Annotated in this window: 12 protein-coding genes; 3 read left to right on the top strand and 9 right to left on the bottom strand. The window is 72.9% G+C overall.

Features of this window, described 5'->3' with window-relative positions; translation table 11 throughout:
* On the bottom strand, positions 1-2,205 hold the full coding sequence (locus IEY73_RS12250; RefSeq protein ID WP_189079291.1) for a glycosyltransferase: 2,205 nt from the start codon (positions 2,203-2,205) through the stop codon (positions 1-3).
* Positions 2,206-2,337: 132 nt separating this feature from the next.
* Here IEY73_RS12250 and IEY73_RS12245 point away from each other — a divergent pair, with 132 nt between their 5' ends.
* Positions 2,338-4,695 (top strand): glycosyltransferase family A protein, encoded by a 2,358-nt coding sequence (locus tag IEY73_RS12245; RefSeq protein ID WP_189079290.1) that lies wholly within the window; start codon positions 2,338-2,340, stop codon positions 4,693-4,695.
* A 179-nt stretch (positions 4,696-4,874) separates the two neighbouring features.
* Positions 4,875-5,363, top strand: coding sequence for a CAP domain-containing protein (locus tag IEY73_RS12240; protein WP_229715779.1), 489 nt, complete (start codon positions 4,875-4,877; stop codon positions 5,361-5,363).
* An 88-nt stretch (positions 5,364-5,451) separates the two neighbouring features.
* On the opposite strand, the gene IEY73_RS12235 is transcribed toward IEY73_RS12240, so the two are convergent.
* The 8 genes from IEY73_RS12235 to ftsY form a co-directional block, all read right to left on the bottom strand.
* Positions 5,452-7,506 carry an acyltransferase family protein gene (locus IEY73_RS12235; protein WP_189079289.1) on the bottom strand — a complete coding sequence of 685 codons (2,055 nt, stop codon included), beginning with the start codon at positions 7,504-7,506 and terminating at the stop codon, positions 5,452-5,454.
* Positions 7,503-8,549: an O-methyltransferase gene (locus IEY73_RS12230; protein ID WP_189079288.1), complete on the bottom strand. Its 1,047-nt coding sequence runs from the start codon at positions 8,547-8,549 to the stop codon at positions 7,503-7,505. Before IEY73_RS12230 ends, IEY73_RS12235 begins: the two co-directional genes overlap by 4 nt.
* Before the next feature lie 60 nt (positions 8,550-8,609).
* Complete coding sequence (locus tag IEY73_RS12225) at positions 8,610-11,075, bottom strand: glycosyltransferase family A protein (protein ID WP_189079287.1); 2,466 nt, start codon at positions 11,073-11,075, stop codon at positions 8,610-8,612.
* Positions 11,076-11,111: 36 nt separating this feature from the next.
* Positions 11,112-13,394 (bottom strand): [protein-PII] uridylyltransferase, encoded by a 2,283-nt coding sequence (locus IEY73_RS12220; RefSeq protein WP_189079286.1) that lies wholly within the window; start codon positions 13,392-13,394, stop codon positions 11,112-11,114.
* A complete protein-coding gene (locus tag IEY73_RS12215; RefSeq protein WP_189079400.1) occupies positions 13,384-13,722 on the bottom strand; it encodes a P-II family nitrogen regulator in 339 nt (112 codons plus the stop codon). Before IEY73_RS12215 ends, IEY73_RS12220 begins: the two co-directional genes overlap by 11 nt.
* A gap of 35 nt (positions 13,723-13,757) precedes the next feature.
* Positions 13,758-15,107, bottom strand: coding sequence for an ammonium transporter (locus tag IEY73_RS12210; RefSeq protein ID WP_189079285.1), 1,350 nt, complete (start codon positions 15,105-15,107; stop codon positions 13,758-13,760).
* 280 nt (positions 15,108-15,387) lie between these two features.
* Complete coding sequence (locus tag IEY73_RS12205; protein ID WP_189079284.1) at positions 15,388-16,185, bottom strand: phosphotransferase; 798 nt, start codon at positions 16,183-16,185, stop codon at positions 15,388-15,390.
* 54 nt (positions 16,186-16,239) lie between these two features.
* Positions 16,240-17,415, bottom strand: coding sequence for a signal recognition particle-docking protein FtsY (gene ftsY, locus IEY73_RS12200; RefSeq protein WP_189079283.1), 1,176 nt, complete (start codon positions 17,413-17,415; stop codon positions 16,240-16,242).
* Positions 17,416-17,645: 230 nt separating this feature from the next.
* On the opposite strand from ftsY, the gene IEY73_RS12195 reads away from it, so the two are divergent.
* On the top strand, positions 17,646-19,343 hold the full coding sequence (locus tag IEY73_RS12195) for an alkaline phosphatase D family protein (RefSeq protein WP_189079399.1): 1,698 nt from the start codon (positions 17,646-17,648) through the stop codon (positions 19,341-19,343).
* The last annotated feature ends 23 nt before the right edge of the window (positions 19,344-19,366 follow it).

Below are 19,366 nucleotides of genomic sequence, written 5' to 3'. Positions count from 1 at the left end.
TCACACTCCTGTTCGGACGGTGAGTTCGCTGAGCCAGACGGCGGCCGCCGCGGCCCCGTTGCCGATCGCCACTTCGGCGCAGCGGCGCGTCAGATCAGCGCGGACATCCGGGCGCACCGCACGGGCCAGCACCCGTTCCACGTCGTCGCCTTCGGGGTCCTCGATGACCAGCGCGGTGCCCGCGGCGGCGGCGAACCGCGCCCGGGCCACCTGGTCGTCCAGTCCGGTCTGCCGGTTCGGCACGAAGACGCTGGGAATGCCGAACGACAGCAGCTCATGGAACGAGTTGTATCCGGACGCGCTCACCACCAGGTCGAAGGCACGCAGGTACCGGCTCACCGGATAGACCTTGACCACGCGCACGCCGGGAATCCGCGGCAGCGGCTCGGTGGCGATGGTGGATTCGGCCAGCACCACCTGGAACCCGTTGTTCATCAGGAAGCCGGCCATCCGGGCGATCGGCGAGGAGATGTCGTTGATGTTGCCCGCGCCGAGTTGCAGCAAGGCGGCCGGGCGGCCGTCCAGTTCCAGCCCGGAGCGCGCCGCCGCGTCGTCCAGCAGTTCGCCCGGGTCCAGATAGGTGATCGGGTCGACGGCGTGCACCGCATCCCGGTCGGCGACCGTGCAGCCCTCGTCGGCGGGCGCGGCGAACTCGCCGGGTTCCAGGATGCCGTCGAAGACCGGTCCGCGCTCGATCCACTCGGCGCCCAGGTCGCGGCGCCACATGGCTCGTCGCACCCAGACCCACGCCACGCCCGGATGGTCGCCGACGGCCTCGACGATGCCGTCGTGCGGCACGCTGTCCACCGCCACCACGGACGGGCGGTGCAGCTCGATCAGGTGACGCAGGCGTTCCCGCAGAAACGCCGTCCAGCGCGGCTTGCCCATGTCGAGCACCTTGCGGGAGGGCAGGTACTCGGTGAGGAATCCCTCCTGGTGCGCCACCGAGGCGCCGTGCGACTGGGTGGCGATCACCGCGGACATGTCGCCGGGAAGGCGCCGGGCCACCGCCATCAGCCGGGACAGGTGACCCATGCCGGTGCCGTTGTCGCTGACCAGCAGGACGCGCCGGGTCGCCGTTCCCGTGCTCCGCACGGCGGGCGCGCCGGGCGCCGCGGCGCGCGGCGACGGCCGCGGTCCGGGCACCAGCGTCGGTGGATGCACCCCGCGCTCGGCCAGCCGGGTCAGGTGCGACATGTGGCCGTACCGCTCCTCGACGAATGCCCGCTGCGCCACCGCGACCGCGCGCAGACGCTGCGGATCGGCGTGCAGTTCGCGGACCAGGTCGAGCACCCCGGCGGGGGTGGTGTAGAGCGCGGCGTCGCCGAACATCGGCCGGAAGTGCGGTCCGATGATCACCGGAACGCCGGCCGCCATCGCCTCCAGGATGGTCCGGCCGAACGCCTCGACCAGGTCCGGGTCGTGGAAGTAGACGAAGAAGTCGATGGTGGCCAGGAAGTCGCCGGGTGACTCGGCGCCGAATGCGACCACGTCCCAGTTCGGCGGCCGGTGGCCGACCCGCTCCACCGCGATCTCGCCGCCGCCCAGGATTCGCACCCGCACCTGCGCAGAGTCCGGGTACGCCTGCAGGATCTCCTGCCGCGACCGGGGCCACTTCACCGGATCGGCGCGCCCGTGCCGCCCGATCACCGGGGTGTCGGCCACGCCGCCGCTGCGGTCCCGCCACCAGGAGGCCACGTCGATGATCTCGTGCCAGTCCTCGCTCAGCGGAGCGTCCGGCGCCACACGCAGCACCCAGTCCCGCACCTGGGAGCTGATCGGCGCCCACTCGACCTCGCCGAAGTAGCCGTGCACCCGCGCCGCCACCTCGGCGAAGTCGTAGTAGCGGTGCGGTTCCTCGGCGTCGCCCGGCGCCTGGTTGATGACCATCACGATGCGCTCGGCGGTGACCCGCGGCGCCTCCGCCAGATCACGTGTGAAGATCCGCGGCTGCCGGACCACCAGCAGGCGTGCGGTCACCTCCTGCTCCGGGCGGGCCAGCTCGGCCAGGCCGTCACGCAGGCACTGCACGATCCGGGGGCTGAACGGGTGATGGCCCGGCTGATGCGGCGACGGCACGTGCAGCAGCACCGTGGACAGCCCCGCGGCGGCCTGCACCTGCACCTCGGCGGCGATGCTGGCCGAAGTCCCCCCGGGGTAGCGGAAGTCGGACAGGATGGCCACGTCGTAGACGTTCGCCGTCATTTCGATCTCCGTACGTTGGTGTCCCGCAGCATTCCCGCAGACGTCAACGAGGTCGCGCGGCCGGGCGACACGGTTGCGCGCCCGCGGTCGTTGGGTGTTGCAGACATCCGATCGACGAGAGGCGCTCGCCGTATGCGCAGGCAGCACCCACCGACCACCGCATACCCGAAGCCGGACGGCCCGCTGCGCGCCTACCGCGGGATGCCGCCGGCCGCCCTGGCCGGCGCGGCGCTGCACACCCACTCCGCGGACGCCCGCGCGGCCCTGGCCCGGATGGCCGGAGCGCGCTCGGCGGACACGCTCGTCGAGGCGGCGCGGGCCGGGGCCACCGTGCCGGATCTCGGCTGGGACGCGCTCGGCGAACTGGCCCGGGTGGTGGCACTGCAGGATCTGCGGCCCGGCGACCGGGCCGACGGGCTGGCCCTGTTCGACCTGCTGCTGCGCAGCGCCGGCGCACCCCGGGTGTCCCCCGCCCATCAGGGGCTGCACGTGCAGTTGACGTTTGCCGCCGGGGACCGCGACCGCACGTGGGAGTTGCTGGCCGCGTACCGTTCGGTGCCCGACCCGGTGCGCGCCGCGCTCAGCGTCGACCTCGGCCGCTCCGACATCTCGACGCTGTTGCCCGCGCCCGGCCTGACCGTGCCGGAGGGCCCCGGCCCGGCCTTCGACCGGATCAGGTCACGGCCGGTGCAGCGCCTCGGTTCGCCGCACCGGGTGACCACCGTGGTGACCACGTACCGGCCCGGTCCGGCGCTGCTGACCACGGTGCGCTCGCTTGTCGCGCAGAGCTGGACCAACCAGGAGATCCTGGTGGTCGACGACGGGTCCGGCGCGGAGCACGACGCGATCCTGAGCGAGGTGGCCGCGCTCGATCCGCGGGTACGCGTGCTGCGGCTGCCGGTCAATGGCGGCACGTACGTGGCACGCAACGCCGCCCTGGACGCGGCCACCGGCGAATTCGTCACGTTCCAGGACGCCGACGACTGGTCCCATCCACTGCGCCTGGAACGGCAGGCGCTGGCGCTGCTGGCCGATCCGTCGCTTGTCGCCACCACCACGGTGGGCATGCGGGTGACCGAGGAACTGGTGGTCACCCGGCCGGGTTGGGAGCAGAGCCGGTCGTACAACCTGTCCTCGCTGATGCTGCGCCGCCGGGTGGTGCTGGACCGGCTGGGCTATCTCGATCCGGTGCGCAAGGGCGCCGACGCGGAATACGTGGAGCGGGCGCGGGCGGTGTTCGGCCGCCCCGCGGTGCGTCACCTGACCGGCGCACCGCTCGCGCTGATCCGGCTGTCGTCCGGCTCGCTGTCCGCGTCGGACATACGCGCGGGGTGGATGCATCCGGCCCGCCGCGCCTACCTCTCCGCCTTCCAGGAGTGGCACCGGCGGGTGGCGGACGGCGAGGCCGAGGCCCGGCGCCCGGCCCGTCCGCTGCGCCGCGCGTACGCGGTGCCGCGCCGGCTCGCCGGGGACGCCGCCGACCGCCCGGTCGGGTACGACGTGATCCTGGCCGGCGACTGGACGACCGCCGGCGGCGCGGCCGAGGCCGGCCTGGGACAGCTCCGCGCGCTGGCCGGCCGGGGCATGACCGCCGCGCTGGCGCATCTGGACGTGCTCGACCACTTGGCCGGCGGCGCGGGCAATCTGGATCCGCTCGTGCAGCGGCAGATCAACGCCGGCGAGGTCGAGCAGGTGATGCTGGACGACCGGCTGACCGCGCGGCTCGTGGTGGTGCAGACGCCGGGGGTGTTGCGGTTCGCGCCCGGCGATCCGGGCGAGATCAGGGCCGGACGCGTGGTGGTCCAGACCGCCGCGGCGCGACGGCCGCCGCCGTACGACGTGTGCGCGGACGCGGCCCGGCGACTGTTCGGTGTGGAGCCACTGTGGGCGCCCGCCGGTCCGGCGGATCGACGCGCCATGGGTGCCGGTCCGGTGGGCACCGCGCTGGCCCCGGCCGACCTGCCGGCCACCGTCGACGTGCACGCGTGGCGCATGGACCGCCGCGGGCCGCGGTCCGACCGGCCGGTGGTGGGCCGCATGGTGACCGGCGACCGTGCGGGGTGGCGCCGGCTGCTCGGGCAGATGCCCGCGTCGGCACGCCTGGACGTGCGCCTGCTGGACACCGGCGACGCCGCGGAACGAGCGCCGCGCGCCTGGCTGGTGTACCGGCCGGAGGACGTGGACCTGCGGGGCTTCCTCGACCAGATCGATTTCTACCTGCACTTGCCGGCCGACGACGCGTCCCGGGACGCGGACCCGGCGTTGCTGACCGCGCTGGCCGCGGGATGCGTGCTGGTGCTGCCGCACCGCTACGCGCCGACGTTCGGCGACGCCGCGATCTACTGCGCGCCGGACGAGATCACCGCCACGGTCCGCCGGATGCACCGGCGCCCCGCCGTGTTCCGGGAGCAGAGCGCCCGGGGCCGGGAGTTCGTCCGGCAGCGGCACCGTCACGAACGCTTCGCGGAACGGGTGACACGCCTGCTCTAGCCGCAGGGGACCATGCCGGCAGCCGGTGCGCAACCGGGCGGCAACCACCCGGCCGGGCGGCAACCCAAGCGCCACGGGCGGGCACCCACCCGGAAATCACTTCGCATCGCGGCACCGCCGATCGGTGAGGGCGTACCTGGCAACCAGGCCAGGCGTCGTCGCCGAAAGGTGGTCCCGTCGTGCGTACCTCGATCCTCCGCCGTCTGCTCATGCTGGCGCTGGTTCCGGCCGCCGTGGCCGGCCTGCTGGTCGTCGCCGCCCCGGCGCAGGCCGCGCGGGTGTCCTTCTTCACGCTGCAGAACGACATCAACTATTGGGTCAATCATCAACGCGTCAATCACGGATGCCCGCGGTTGCGCATCGACAACCGGCTGATCCGGGCGGCTCGCGACCACAGCGCCTACATGGCGCGTTATGGCCGCTTCAGCCACACCGGCCGGGGCGGGTCGAGCTTCGTCACGCGGGTCCGCCGCGTCGGCTACTCGGTGCCGATGAGCGAGAACATCGCCTGGGGCTACCGCACCGGCGCGCAGGTGGTGAACGCCTGGATGCGCAGCCCGGGGCACCGCCGCAACATCCTCAACTGCCGGGCCCGCTCGGTGGGCACCGGCGCGGTGTACGCGGCCAACGGCACGCCGTACTACACCCAGGACTTCGGTTACCGCTGAGCCTTCCGCACCCCCCGAAACGGACCGGCCGGCCCGCCCCGCGGGCCGGCCGGTCCGCCGTTTCCGCACCGTGTCAGCGGCGGGCGCGTCACCCCAGCGCGTCGCCCAGCAGCGGGGCGAGCAGCCCGGCCAGATGCGTGCTCAGATGGTTGCCGTCGCGATACACCAGGGCGTTGCCCAGCACCATCGGGCAGCGAGCCGCACACAGCCACGGGATCGGGTCGACCACCGTGGCACCCACGCGTCGCGCCTCGGCGGCCACCGCCGAGCGGAACGGCGGGTCCCGCAGCACCGTCGCCCGCGGCAACGCGCATCGTCCGATGTGGTCGGTGTGCGCGGTCAGGCAGTCCACCGGCGACTGGGTGAGAAACGGCGTGTCGACGATCCACGCCACCCGGTGCGCGGCGTCCCGCAACGTGCTCATGGTGCGGCGCCAGCCGTCCGTCCACACCGCGTCCGGGTCCGCCGGGTGACCCGCGAGGACCCCGCGATAGGCCATGCTGGAAGCCACCACCACCAGGTTCGGCGCCACCTGCCGGATGCGGCGCAGCGCGCCGGTGCGCCACGCGGTGCACTCGGTGTAGCGACGCTTGAGCCGGTCCACGTCCAACGTCACGTCGGCCGGGCTGCAGGAGCTCTTGGTCAGCACGACCAGCCGCCACCCGCGCCGCACGGCGATCTCGCGCATCGCCGGAAACCATTGCAGGGCGTGGGAATCGCCGAACAGCACCACGGTGGCGGCGGCGTCCGCCCGGCCGTAGACGCAATCGCTGGACGGCACGGTCGCGGTGAACGACAGATGACATCCGTCGGTCTGCGGCAGGGTGCGGTCCTCGGCGACACCGCCGAGGGCGGGGGTGAGGTTGTCCGGCAGCGCCGCGGCGTCCTGCCCCGCGACGACCAGCCGACGCAGCTCAGCCGCTTCATCGCCGGCCGCGATGAGCGCCCGTGCGGTGTCCGTGGCCGGGCCGCCGGCGCGCACCGCGGGCGGGAACTGCGCCGCGAGCACGGCGAGCACCGCCGCCGCGGCGGACAACGACAGGCCCAGCACGAGACCGCGGGCGGGCCGTGCGATGAGTGGACGCCGGTGCCGCACCGGGTTCTCCACCAGGTGGAAGGTGAGCCACGCCAGGCCCAGCGCCACCGCGCAGAGCAGCAGGTTGAACCACGGCCCCGCGGTCACCCCCAGCGCCGCCGGGGCGATCACCAGGACCGGCCAGTGCCAGAGGTACCAGCCGTAGGAGAGTCGCCCGACGAATTGCACCGGTGCCGGGGACAGCAACCGCGTCACGCCCGCCGGGAAGGCCACCACCAGGGCGGCGCCGGCGACCGGGAGCAGCGCCGCGGCGCCTGGGAACGGCGTGCCGGCGTCGTAGACGACGGCCGCGGCGCCCACCGCGGCCAGCCCGGCCCAGCCCAGGGCGGGCGCGCGCCACCGGGCGAGCCGGTGCGCGCCGAGCGCCACCAACGCACCCACGCCCAGTTCCCAGGCCCGGCTGTGCGGCCCGAAGTACGCCCAGGGCGCGGCCCGATCCAACGCGACGACGCTGAGCGCGAAGCTGCCCACGGTGATCATCGCCAGCACCCCGGCCAGCACCGCCCGGCGGCGACGCAACAGTCCGCAGACCACGATGATGATCAGCGGCCACAGCAGATAGAACTGCTCCTCCACGGCAAGCGACCAGAAGTGCTGGAACGGCGACGGCGCGGCGTCGGCGAAATAGTCGGTGCCGCCGGTGGCCAGCCGGATGTTCACCGAGTAGAGCGCGGCGGCCAGGGCGTCTCCGGCGTGCTCGGCGACGCGCACCGGCGACAGCCACACCCACGACGCCGCCAGGCTGACCGCCAGCACCAGCGTCGAGGCGGGCAACAGCCGGACCGCGCGCCGCGCATAGAAGCGGCTCAACGAGATCCGGCCGGTGGTCGTCACCTCCCGCGCCAGCAGCGTGGTGATGAGGAAGCCGGAGATGACGAAGAAGACGTCCACCCCGACGTAGCCGCCGGCCAGCGCACCCACCCCGGCATGGCTGAGCACCACCAGCAGCACCGCGACCGCGCGCAGACCTTCGATGTCCGGCCGGAAGCCGGTGCCGGTCGCCCGGCGTGCGGTACGGGTGGCGGGCCGGCTGCCTACCGCGGTCAAGATCCGACGAGCGCGGCCTGGTCCGCCGGGCGCCGGTAGGACAGCACCGCGTGCCGCCCGGACAGGTCCTCCTCCACCGTCAGACCCGGCGTCTTCTCCACCCAGCGCCGCACGGCGGCCTGCTCGTCGTTGCGATCCGCGTCGTCGACGACCACGGTGGCCGACGGCGCCAGCAGATCCGACACCACGTGCATGGCCGGGTAGCGGGCGTCCGGGCCGGTGGCTGCGGGCGGGCCGTCGATCAGCAGCAGCTCGACACCGGTCAGGTCGCCGAGTTCGGCCGTGTCGTACCAGGAATAGCTGCGGCCGTCCACGGTGACCGGGGTCAGCGGCGCCTCACGCACCTGGGCGATCGCACCCAGGCTGTGCTCCGCCAACGCCGCCCGGGTGCGCCGGGCGTACTCCGCGTCGTGGTCCAGGGAGACCAGCCGGCCACCGACCGCCTCCAGGGCGTACGCCATCCACACCGTGGAGGCGCCGCTGCCCAGTTCCAGCACCAGGCGCGGGCGTCGGGTGCGGATCAGGTGCAGCACCGCGAGCATGTCCACCGGGCTCAGCGCGAAGTTCCCCGACGACGGCATCGGCGCGCGGGGCGTGACCTGGGCGAAGAGCTGGAACAGCGCTTCCACCTCGGCCGGCACCGCGTGCCGCGCGGCCACCGTGTCCCGGCGGATGTCGCGGCGCATCCGAGTCAGCCGGTCACCCAGCTCCAGGTGCCGGTCCCCGGCGGTCAGCCGTTCCCGTTCCACCGCCGCGACCAGGCGCCGCTGCAGATGGTCCACGCAGGCTCGCAGCTCCCGGTGTTGCGCTTGACCGGCTCGTTGCACGCCGCCGACCAGGCGAGACAGGTGCACGACTCCGGCCAGCACCGCGGCGGTCAGCACGCCGATCAGGACCAGCGCGGTCCCGAGGTGTTCGGTGGCCGCGGCGCCGGCCACCGCGCCGCACAGCACCAGCACGGCGGCCAGTCCGGCCGCATGCGGACGGGAGAGGCTACGCACCCGCCCCGCCTGGCGACGGCCAAATCGCGTCAGCCTGCTCATGCGCCCTCCCGGCCTCGATTGCGGTGTCACACCTCGTCAACGCGACGATCGGTACCGCCGTTACGGCCCGGTCGACGTGGCGGCCATGCTGCGCTGGGCGGGCGGCACACCGGGCCGGACCAGCGCGGCGATCCGCTCGGCCAACGGGTCACCGTGGTACGCGTGGGCGATCACCTGGCGTGCGCGGCGGCTCTGCTCGGCCCACTGGTCGGCGTCGCCGTGGTAGCGGCGTACCAGAGCGGCCACCTCGCCCGGCGCGCAATAGACGGCCGCGTCGCCGAGGACCGCGGCGAACCGTTCCGGGAGCACCACCACCCGCCCGCACGCCGCCGCCTCCAGGGCGGCGCGGGCGCACACCTCGACCGTCTGCGACGACGGAAAGTGCACGAAGAAATCGAGCTGGTGCAGGAACTCCCGGGCGCCCACCTCGTCCGGCCGGAACGCCATCCACTCCACGGGCAGCCGGTGCGGCGGCTCCGGCCGGTCGGGCAGGCGCAGGCGGACGTCCCAGTCGTCGCGGCGGCGCAGCACGCGCAGCGCCTCGGGCAGGTCGGCCGGCCAGACACCCGCATCGCAGAGGTCGGTGCCGACGATCGGCACCGGCTGCGGCACGTACGGCGCCACGTAACCGCCCGTCCGCACCACGGTCGGCAGGTCGTACGGGGTGAGGTCGGCCGACGGACGCAGCGCCTCCCGCACCGCCGGGTCCTGCGGGCACCAGATCGGGTCCACGCCGAACCGCCGCCGGACGGCTTCGGTGCAGTCCTCGGGCAGGTACCGGCGGTCGCTGCCGTCGACCCGTGCGGGCGCCCGGTCGGCAACCACGAGCACCCGCCGTGGCCGGATTTCGCACGGTTCTCCGGAGGCGAACTGCAGCGCCTCCGGGTGCCGGACGATCAGCACCCCCACCTCCGCCGGTTCACCGGCGAACACCAGGTCGAGGCCGTCGTCGACGAGCCGCTGCACCGGCGCCGCGAGCGGGGCGCGGCGGCGGGTCACCGTGCGCAGCGCCTCCATCTGCATCACCGCGACGCGCATGCCGCGCTCGCGCAACGCGTGGATCTCGTCCAGGGCGGCACGTTGCGCGCCGTGCAGGTACCGCCAGTCGGCGGCCACCACCACGTCGTACCGGCGGTCTCCGGGTTCCGCGCCGGTCAGGTGCGATGGCGCGGCGAACGGCCGGGCGCCGCCGGACCGATCCACCCGCGGCTCCGCCTCGCCGTCCGCGATGCGCCGGTGCCAGCCCAGGTAGCCGGACGCGTAGGCGGCCCGTGCCGGGTGCATCCAGAACGACTTGATCTCGGAGCGGCTCAGCGAGCCCTCGCTCAGCCGGATCAGCGCCAGCGGCCGGGACTCGACGTGCACCACTGCGGCGGGGCCGAACGCTGTCGCGATGCGCCCGATGTATTCCGAGTCGCCGCCCTTGCGTACCCGGTCGAAGTAGCCGATCCGGCGCACCACCGCATCCCTGCGGAACAGCAACGACGACGGGTTCAGCCGGCTGCTGCGCACGTTGGGCCGGGTGAGCACCAGGTTGTCGGTGACGCTCAGCCCGTCCGAGGTGCTGGCGATCCGCCGCGAGTCCGCCAGCAGCGGCCGGACCTGCAGTTCCAGCCGGCGCGGATGCGACCAGTCGTCGGAGTCCTGGAAGGTGACGAACTCGCCCTCCGCGGCGTCCAGCCCGGCGTTGCGGGCGGCGTAGGTGCCGCCGTTGACCGGCATCCGCACCACGCGGACGCGTCGGCCGAGCGCCACGGCGCGGTTCAGCACCTCGTCATGTTCTGGAGGCGAGGCGTCGTCCACGATGACCACCTCGACGTTGGTCCAGGTCTGCGCCAGGATCGAACGCACCGCGGTGAGCAGCGGCTCGCCCGGACGGAAGGCGGTGACCACCACGGAGATCCGGTGCGGCTCCGTCACCTCGGCGTCCACGGTCGCGGTGAGCCGGTCGAACGGCGGCACCGTGTCGTCGTCGCGCAGCACCGGGCGCGGCTCGGGCAGCAGCCGGGCGAACGCGGTCGGCCAGTTGCCGCCGCTACCACCGGCGAACGGATTGGCCAGGTCGACCTTCAGCGCGGCACGGATCCAGCCGCGCATCAGCGGGTACGCCGAAACCAGCTCCCGGGCCCGGTCCGGCCCCTGCCACACGTACGCGAACTGGGCGTGCAGGCCCTGCTGCCCGCCGCGCATCGCCCACGAGCCGAGGGCGGACCGGATCAGCCCGTAGAGCGCCAACGCGTCCTGCCGGTCGCCGGGCAGCAGATCCTGGTGCGCGATGGTCTGCGCCAACGCGGCCAGGGTGCGGGCGTCGGCGCGGCGGCGAAGCCGGGAAAGCCAACGGCGGTCGCCGCCGCGGGCGGCCGCCAGCAGGTCCGCGAGCGTCCCGGCGCCACCCAGCCCGGCGTGTGCCAGCAGGTCACGCGCGAACAGCGAACGCGTGCGCACCGCGGTCGGCGGCAGCGTGCGGATCAGCTCCGGACCGATGACCGCGAGATGGTCGTCCAGCAGTTCGCGCGCGTGACCCATGCCCTGCCAACGCGAGCGGACGACCCGGAGTGACGGTCAGACGGCGTCCAGCACCGCCGCGCCGACACGGTCGCACTCGGCCTGCTCGCTCCACGGCCCGACGAGGTAGAAGGCGTCCACCACGTCACCGCCGAGGGTGGAGATGCGAGCGGCGCGCACCTCCGCACCGGCCTCGTCCAGCGCGGTGGCCACCCGGTAGAGCAAGCCGGCCGAGTCCGCCGCGCGTAACTCCAGCACTGTCGCGTCGGTGGCCGCCGCATGCTGCCACACCACCCGCGGCGAGGCCGTCCCGCCGCGGGCGCTCATCGCGCGGGCGCGCAGCCGCTGGGTGACCGAGACATCTCCGGCGGCCACCCGGCGCAGGTCCGCGGCGAGCGACACCGGATCGTACGGTGATCCATAGCGTGGCTGGGTCCAGAACTCCACGATGGCCCGTCCGTCCACCGTGGACGCATCCGCGGCGACCACGTCGAGGCGGTGCATCGCCAGGCAGGCGGCGACCGCGCCGAGCAGCCCCCGCCGGTCCGCGGCGGCCACCGCCACCCGGTCGCCGTCCAGGTGCACCGCGGGCAGGTCGCCGCAGAGCAGCTCCGGGTCGGGCCGCGGCGGCTCGGGCAGTTCCCCGGTGTCCAGCGCGGTGTGCACCCGGCGCACCAGTTGCGCCATCAGCCGGCCTTTCCAGTCCGACCAAGCGGCCGGCCCGGTGGCCAGCGAGTCGGCGCGGGCCAGCGCATGCAGCAGGTCCAGGGTGGTGGCGTCACCGACCTGGTCGGCGACGGTGGAGATGGTCAGCGGGTCGGACAGATCGCGGCGGGTCGCCACGTCGGGCAGCAACAGGTGCAGACGGACAAGCTTCTCGATGGTCGTCACGTCCGCGGGCGCCAAGCCGATGCGGGCGGCGATGTCGCGGGCGATCGGGGCGCCCACCTCGCTGTGGTCGCCGGGCAAGCCCTTGCCGACGTCGTGCAGGAAGGCACCGACCAGCAACAGGTCCGGCCGGTCCACCTCACGCAGGTACGCCGTCGCCTCGTAGGCCGCCTGCACCAGGTGACGGTCCAGCGTGAACCGGTGCACCGGGTGGTGTTGCGGCAGGCTGCGCATCCGCGCCCACTCCGGCAGCCACGCGTCGATCAGCCCGTACCGGTCGGCGCTCTCCCACGTGGGCAGCAGGCCGGGACCGGCGCCCAGCAGCGACACCAGCGCGGTCCGCGCGGCGCTCGGCCACGGCGTGGGCATCGGCGGGCAGTAGGAGGCCAGCCATTCGCAGGTGGCCCGCGCGATGGGCAGCCGCGCCGCGGCAGCCGCGGCGGCCACCCGCAGCGAGAGGCTGGGATCCGGGACCGGGCCGATGGCGGTCCGGGCCAGCACCAGCTCGCCGTCCTGTTCCACCACGTCACGAGCGACCGGACGGCGGGCCGGCGGGCCGGCGGGCACGCCCCGGCGGCGGCCGGTGCGCAGTCGTTCGGCCGCGCGCCACGCGTCGTCCATCGCGTGCGCCACGGTGCGGGCGTCGCCGGACAGCCGGCGCAGCAGCGCGTCACCGTCGTCCAGCCCGAGCAGCGTGGCCACCGTACTGCGTTCCTGGGCGACGAGCCGGTCGACGCGACGCCCCACCGCCAGGTGCAGCGCGTCACGGGTGTCCAGCAGGCGCAGGCCCGCCGCCCGCACCGCGGGCCGCATGGTGTCGGCGACGCCGGCCCGCCCGATCGCGCGCAGCACCGTCACGTCGCGCAGGCCGCCCGCGGCCTCCTTGAGGTCCCCTTCGAGCAGGAACGCGAGCTCGCCGTGTGCCGCCCAGCGGGCGACGGTGAGCTCCTTGAGCTGCGGGATGAGACGCACCGCGGTGCGCCGCCACTGGTCCGCCGTGGCCGCGATCAGCTCGGCGGACAGCTCGGGGTCGCCGGCCACGTGCCGGGCGTCGAGCAGCCCGAGCGCCACCTTCACGTCGTCGTGGGCCACCGACAGCGCCTCGGGAAGGGTGCGCACCGAGTGGTCGAGGCCCAGCTTGGCGTCCCAGATCGGATACCAGAGCCCGGAGGCGATGCGATCGATGCCTGCCGCGCCGTTGTGCAGCAGCACCAGGTCGAGGTCGCTGTGCGGGGCGCAGTCTCGACGCCCGAGCCCGCCGACGGCGATCAGGCTGACTCCCGGCACGTGCCCCGGGAACATGCCGGCCAGCCATGCGTCGAGCGCCGCCGCCCGGTTCTCGCGGGCGACGGCGCCGATGTGATCACGCAGATCCTCGGGTGAGCCGCCGACGGGCACCGCCGGCGGCTCACTGGTGATGGCGTGCAAGGGAGCGGATCCCCTAGAGGGCATCCAGGCCGCGCTCACCGGTGCGGACCCGGATCACGTCGTCCACGGACGTCACCCAAACCTTGCCGTCGCCGATCTTTCCGGTCTTCGCCGAGGTGAGCACGGCGTCGACCACCTTCTCGACGTCGATTTCGTCGGTCAGCACCTCGACCTTGATCTTCGGCAGGAACTCCACCGTGTACTCGGCACCCCGGTACACCTCGGTGTGTCCCTTCTGCCGCCCGTACCCCTGCACCTCGGACACGGTCAGGCCGGCCACGCCGAGCGCGTGCAGAGCCTCCTTCACCGCGTCGAGCTGGTACGGCTTGATGACCGCGGTCACCAGCTTCATGCTCAGTCCCTCCATCGGAGCAGTCATCAGAGAACTTAACCGGCGACCTTCTGGCTGACGTCCGCCTTGCCCTCGGCGTCCACCGCCTTACCGAGTCCGGCCATGGCGAACGCGCCGCCCCCGCCACCGCCACCGGCGGGCGTGAACTCGTACGCGGTCTCGCCGTGGTCGGCGATGTCGATGCCACCGATCTCGGCCTCCTCGCTCACACGGAAGACCTTAACGGCCTTCAGGATGAGCGCGAGGATCGCGGCGATCGCGAACGAGTAGATCGTGACCGCGGCGCTGCCGACGAACTGCTTCCAGAGCTGGGTGAGGCCACCGCCGTAGAACAGGCTCTCGTTCTCGGCCAGCGAGTTGATCTGCGTGGTGGCGAAGAAGCCGATGCCCAGCGAGCCGATCCACCCGCCGACGAAGTGAACGCCGACCACGTCGAGCGAGTCGTCGTAGCCCAGCTTGTACTTCAGGCCGACCGCCAGGGCGCAGACCGCACCGGCGATGATGCCCAGCACCGCGGCCGGCAGCGGGGCGATGAAGCCGCAGGCCGGGGTGATGGCGACCAGACCGGCCACCGCGCCCGAGGACGCGCCGACCAGGGTGGGCTTGCCATCGCGGATCCACTCCACGATGCACCAGCCCATCAGCGCCGCGGCCGTGGCCACCTGCGTGTTGACGAACGCGGCGGCGGTGACGCCGTCCACGGTCAGCTCGGAGCCGGCGTTGAAGCCGAACCAGCCGAACCACAGCAGGCCGGCGCCCAGCGCCACAAACGGCACGTTGTGCGGGCGCATGCTCTCCCGCGGCCAGCCGACCCGCTTGCCCAGCACGAGCGCCACGGCCAGGGCCGCGGCACCGGCGTTGATGTGCACCGCGGTGCCACCGGCGAAGTCCAGCGCGCCGAGGTTGGCGCCGATCCAGCCACCGCCCCAGACCCAGTGCGCCACCGGGACGTAGACCAGGGTGAACCAGCCGAACGCGAAGAGCACCCAACCGCCGAACTTCAGGCGGTCGGAGAGCGCGCCGCTGATCAGGGCGACGGTGATGATGGCGAACATCATCTGGAAGACCATGAAGACATAGGTCGGGATGCCGGTCTCGCCCCAGATCTCGGGCAGCCAGCTAGTGCCGGTGCCCCAATATTGCGTGAAGCTGCCCAGGATGTGGTTCATGCCGTCGCTGCCGGCGGTGCCGAACGCGACGGTGAAGCCGTACAGAACCCAGAGCACGGAGATGAGCCCGATGCACGAGAAGCTCATCATCATCATGTTCAATGTGCCCTTGGACCGGTTCAGGCCGCCGTAAAACAGCGCCAGGCCGGGGGTCATGAGCAAAACGAGCGCAGACGACAGGAGCAACCAGGCGGTATTGCCGGTGTCGATCTCCACGCTGCCTCCTCTCGATGAGTTGTCTTTCAGCGCTCGCCCGCGGCGCGAAACCGAAGGCGGTAGCGGGGGCAGGCCCACGGGGCAGCGTCGCCTGTGCGCCAGTGCGGGCAGCCTTCCGGTCCGCTGTTTCGAGCACGGTGTACGCGCGATTTCCGGCGCGTGACGGGTTGTTTCGTACGTGTGAAGAAAACCTCACAGCGGTCCAGGCGAACCGCCCTGAACTGGCACAATGACGGCATCATTCCGTCGAGATCGTGACGGTGGCATCGTCACCGACCGATCAACGGAGCGCGTATTCCAGGGTGTGGCGCTCGTAATCGAGCAGCCGCAAATCGCGCATCGGACGACGCAGATGACCCTTGTGCACGATCCGGACGAAGGCCGGATCGCCGGCCGCGGCCATCCGGCGGATGCCCTCCACGTGGTCGACGATCCGCTTCCGGATGGTGCGGACCAGGCGATGCCTGTCACGCGGGATCAGACCGTACGCGTCAGCGAACAGGCGCAGCCGGCGCGGCCGGTTCGGGCGTTTCCAGCCGAGCGTGTAGGAGTCCCGGTCGCTGAACAGCGGCACCCAGGTCCACGCCGCGTAGGCCACGTCGTAGATCCGCGAGCCCGGCGACGCCAGGTCGAAGTCGATCAGCGCGAGCGTGCCGTCCGGGCGCCAGACGACGTTGTGCGGCGCCGCATCGTGGTGGCAGACCACCTCGGCGTCCGGTGGCGGCGGGCCGAAGGAGCGCCAGACCGAGCCCGGCGGCGGCTGGAAGCCGTATTGCGCGTCGTGGAACATCCGCAGCATGGTGGCGACCGTGACCAGCGCCTCGTCGGTCACCCAGTGCGGGGCGAGGGGATATTCCCCGCACTCGCCGTCGAGGAACGACAGCACCTCGCGACCGCGCTCGTCCATGCCCAGGGCGTGCGGTGAGCCGGTGAATCCCACCCGCTCCAGGTGATTGAGCAACGCGTGCACGGCGGGAGTCCAGGGACCCGCGTTGCGCCGGACGGTGTCGCCCACCCGGGAGACCGTGCTGACGTTGCCCCCGTGCAAAGGCACCTCGCGCACGGGTTCTTGCGTCACCCACAACCTCCCGTCGTCATCACCCGCGGCATCGCGGGCCTGGCCCCACCGAGATTACGCGTCGCCGCCAAGCAGAGCCTCGACGAACGCGGCCGGCTCGAACGGCGCCAGGTCGTCCGGACCCTCGCCGAGGCCGACCAGCTTCACCGGGATGCCGAGTTTGCGCTGGACGGCGATCACGATGCCGCCCTTCGCGGTGCCGTCGAGTTTGGTGAGAACCACACCCGTGACGTCCACCACCTCGGTGAACACGCGCGCCTGCTCCAGGCCGTTCTGGCCGGTGGTGGCATCCAGCACCAGCAGCGTCTCGTCCACCGGGCCGTGCTTCTCCACCACCCGCTTGACCTTGCCCAGCTCGTCCATCAGGCCGACCTTGTTCTGCAGCCGACCCGCCGTGTCGATGAGCACGGTGTCCACCCGGTCGTCGATGCCCTTCTTGACCGCGTCGAAGGCGACGCTGGCCGGGTCGCCGCCCTCCGGACCGCGCACCGTCTGCGCGCCGACCCGGTCCCCCCAGGTGGTGAGCTGATCCGCGGCGGCCGCGCGGAAGGTGTCCGCGGCGCCGAACAGCACGCTGCGGCCGTCGGCGATCAGTACCCGCCCGACCTTGCCGCACGTGGTGGTCTTGCCCGCCCCGTTCACGCCGACCACCAGCAGCACCGCCGGCCGGCCGTCGTGCGGCGCGGTGTGCAGGCTGCGGTCCAGTTCCGGGTCCAGGGCCGCGGTCAGTTCCTCGGCCAGTTGCTCGCGGACCTCCGCGACGGTGCGCGTGCCGAGCACCCGGACCCGCTCCCGCAGCCGCTCCACGATGACCTGGGTGGCCTCGATGCCGACGTCCGCGGTGATCAGGCTGTCCTCGATCTCCTCCCAGGCGTCCTCGTCCAGGTGATCGCGGGACAGCACGCTCAGCAGGCCACGCCCGAACACGCTCTGTGAACGGCTCAGCCGGGCGCGTAGCCGGACCAGCCGCCCGGCGGTCGGTTCGGGTTGCTCGACCGCCGGCTTCTCCTCGACCACCAGGGGCGGCAGGTCGTCCGGCAGCGTCGGCAGCTCGGTCGACGGCGGCTCCACGGTCGCGGTGCCGGTGCCCGCCTCGGTGCCGGTCCCCTCCTCGGTGCCGGTGCCGGCCGTCGGCGGCGCGGCCCTGCGGCGCATCCGCGGCACCACCAGACCCACGGCCCCGGCCACCAGGATGACGAGCAGAACGACGGCGACAACCACGTACTCCATCCGGAAATCCTGACAGACGCTCCGCCGCCACCGCGCGCCACCCGCCGGGACGGTGTGACTCATAGGTACGCACCCTGGCGGCGGACCCGCCGGGTGGGGAGGATGGATCACATGTCGCACCACCAGTGCCGGGCCGTCCGGTGACCGCCCCGCCGTCGGAGTCCCAACCCCCGGACTCCCCGGACCCGGACTCCCCGGACCCGGACTCCCCGAGCCCGGACTCCCCGAGCCTGGAGAGCCGGCCCACGGGGACAGCCGAGCTGTCCATCGGGCCGGTGCTGCGCCGCGTCGCCGGCACCACCGCCACCCTCTGGTTGGAGACCACCGCGCCGGCCCGGGTACGGGTCGAGGTGGAGGGCGGGGGCGGCGGGGCAACGCCGACCTTCTCCGCGTACGGCCACCACTACGCCGTCGTGATCGTGGAAGGGCTGACACCCGGCGCCGCCTGCCGCTACCAGGTCTTCCTGGACGAACGCCCGGCCTGGCCGCCCGCCGACTCGGGTTATCCCCCGTCGGCCATCCACACCCGAGCGGCGGACGACGCCGACCATCCGGTCAGCCTCATCTTCGGCTCCTGCCGCGAGGCGACGCCGCAGGCCACCACCCGGCATCTGCCACCGGACGCGCTGGACGCGTACGCGCGGCGGCTGATGCGCGACCCGTCGCAGCGGCCCGACCTGATCGTGCTGCTCGGCGACCAGGTCTATGCGGACAACACCTCGGACAAGGTGCAACGGTTCCTGCGCCGCAACCGCCGCCCGGGTCACCACGGCCCGGACGACGAGGTGATCTCGTTCGACGAATACACCCGGCTCTACCACGAGTCGTGGCGCGACCCGGAGGTGCGCTGGCTGTTCGCCACCGTGCCGGCGGTCATGATCTTCGACGACCACGAGATCATCGATGACTGGAACACCTCGGACTCGTGGCGGCGCGACATGTCCGGCAAGGCGTGGTGGCGCGAGCGCATCTCGGCCGGCCTCGCGTCGTACTGGGTCTATCAGCACCTGGGCAACCTGAGCCCGGAGGAGATCCGCGACGATCCGCTCTACCAGAAGATCATGGCGGCCGGCGACGCCACCGACCTGCTGCACGACTTCGGACTGTCGGTGGACGACCCGTCCGAGGCGGAGAACACCGATCAGCCGTACCGGTGGAGCTTCTCGCTGGACCTCGGCCGGACCCGGCTGGTGATGCTGGACAACCGCTGCAACCGGGTGCTGACCAGCGGCGACCGGCGGATGCTGCCGCGTGCCGAGTGGGACTGGTTCGTCGAACGCGCGCAGGGTGACTACGACCATCTGGTGATCGGCTCGTCCCTGCCCTGGCTGATGCCGCCGGCGATCCACCACCTGGAGGCGTGGAACGAGCGGATGGCGGAGTCGTCCGGGCGCCGCCGGGCGGCGTTCGCCGAGAAGCTGCGGCGCGCCTTCGACCTGGAACACTGGGCCGCCTTCACCCGCTCGTTCGAGGCGTTGGGCGAGCTGTTCCGCAGGCTGGGCGCCGGGCGCACCGCCACGCCGGGCGCACTGGTCGGCACCGGCGACGGCAGCCGCGCGCCGGCGTCGATCAACGTGCTCTCCGGGGACGTGCACCACTCGTACGTGGCCCGGGTCGATCTCGGGCCCGGCACGGCGACGCCGGTGCATCAACTGACCTGCTCACCCATCCACAACCAGGTGCCGAGGCCGATGCGCCCGCTGATGCGATTCAGTTGGTCGCGGGCGGCGGCCAAGGGCGTACGCGGACTGGGCCGGGCCAGCGGGGTGGAACCACCCGGCTGGCAATGGACCCGGGTGGCGGGCCCGTATTTCGGCAACGCGATCAGCACGCTGCGCCTGGAGGGCGTCTCGGCGTCGGTGCGGGTGGAGGAGACGGACACCGACGGATCCCTCTGCACGGCGGCCGACGTATTGCTACGCGACTAGACTTGCCCCGCGACTAGACAGCC

This window comes from Mangrovihabitans endophyticus (assembly GCF_014646155.1).
GTDB lineage: Bacteria > Actinomycetota > Actinomycetes > Mycobacteriales > Micromonosporaceae > Actinoplanes > Actinoplanes endophyticus.
The sequence above is the reverse complement of the archived record's forward strand: the minus strand, read 5'-3'. Positions and strand labels throughout refer to the sequence as shown.

Excerpts from the sequence above, each read along its gene's own strand:
- IEY73_RS12220 (WP_189079286.1), bottom strand. The coding sequence starts at position 13,394 with ATGCCCTCTAGGGGATCCGCTCCCTTGCACGCCATCACCAGTGAGCCG.
- IEY73_RS12215 (WP_189079400.1), bottom strand. The coding sequence starts at position 13,722 with ATGAAGCTGGTGACCGCGGTCATCAAGCCGTACCAGCTCGACGCGGTG.
- IEY73_RS12250 (WP_189079291.1), bottom strand. The coding sequence starts at position 2,205 with ATGACGGCGAACGTCTACGACGTGGCCATCCTGTCCGACTTCCGCTAC.
- IEY73_RS12230 (WP_189079288.1), bottom strand. The coding sequence starts at position 8,549 with ATGAGCAGGCTGACGCGATTTGGCCGTCGCCAGGCGGGGCGGGTGCGT.
- IEY73_RS12245 (WP_189079290.1), top strand. The coding sequence starts at position 2,338 with ATGCGCAGGCAGCACCCACCGACCACCGCATACCCGAAGCCGGACGGC.
- ftsY (WP_189079283.1), bottom strand. The coding sequence starts at position 17,415 with ATGGAGTACGTGGTTGTCGCCGTCGTTCTGCTCGTCATCCTGGTGGCC.
- IEY73_RS12225 (WP_189079287.1), bottom strand. The coding sequence starts at position 11,075 with ATGGGTCACGCGCGCGAACTGCTGGACGACCATCTCGCGGTCATCGGT.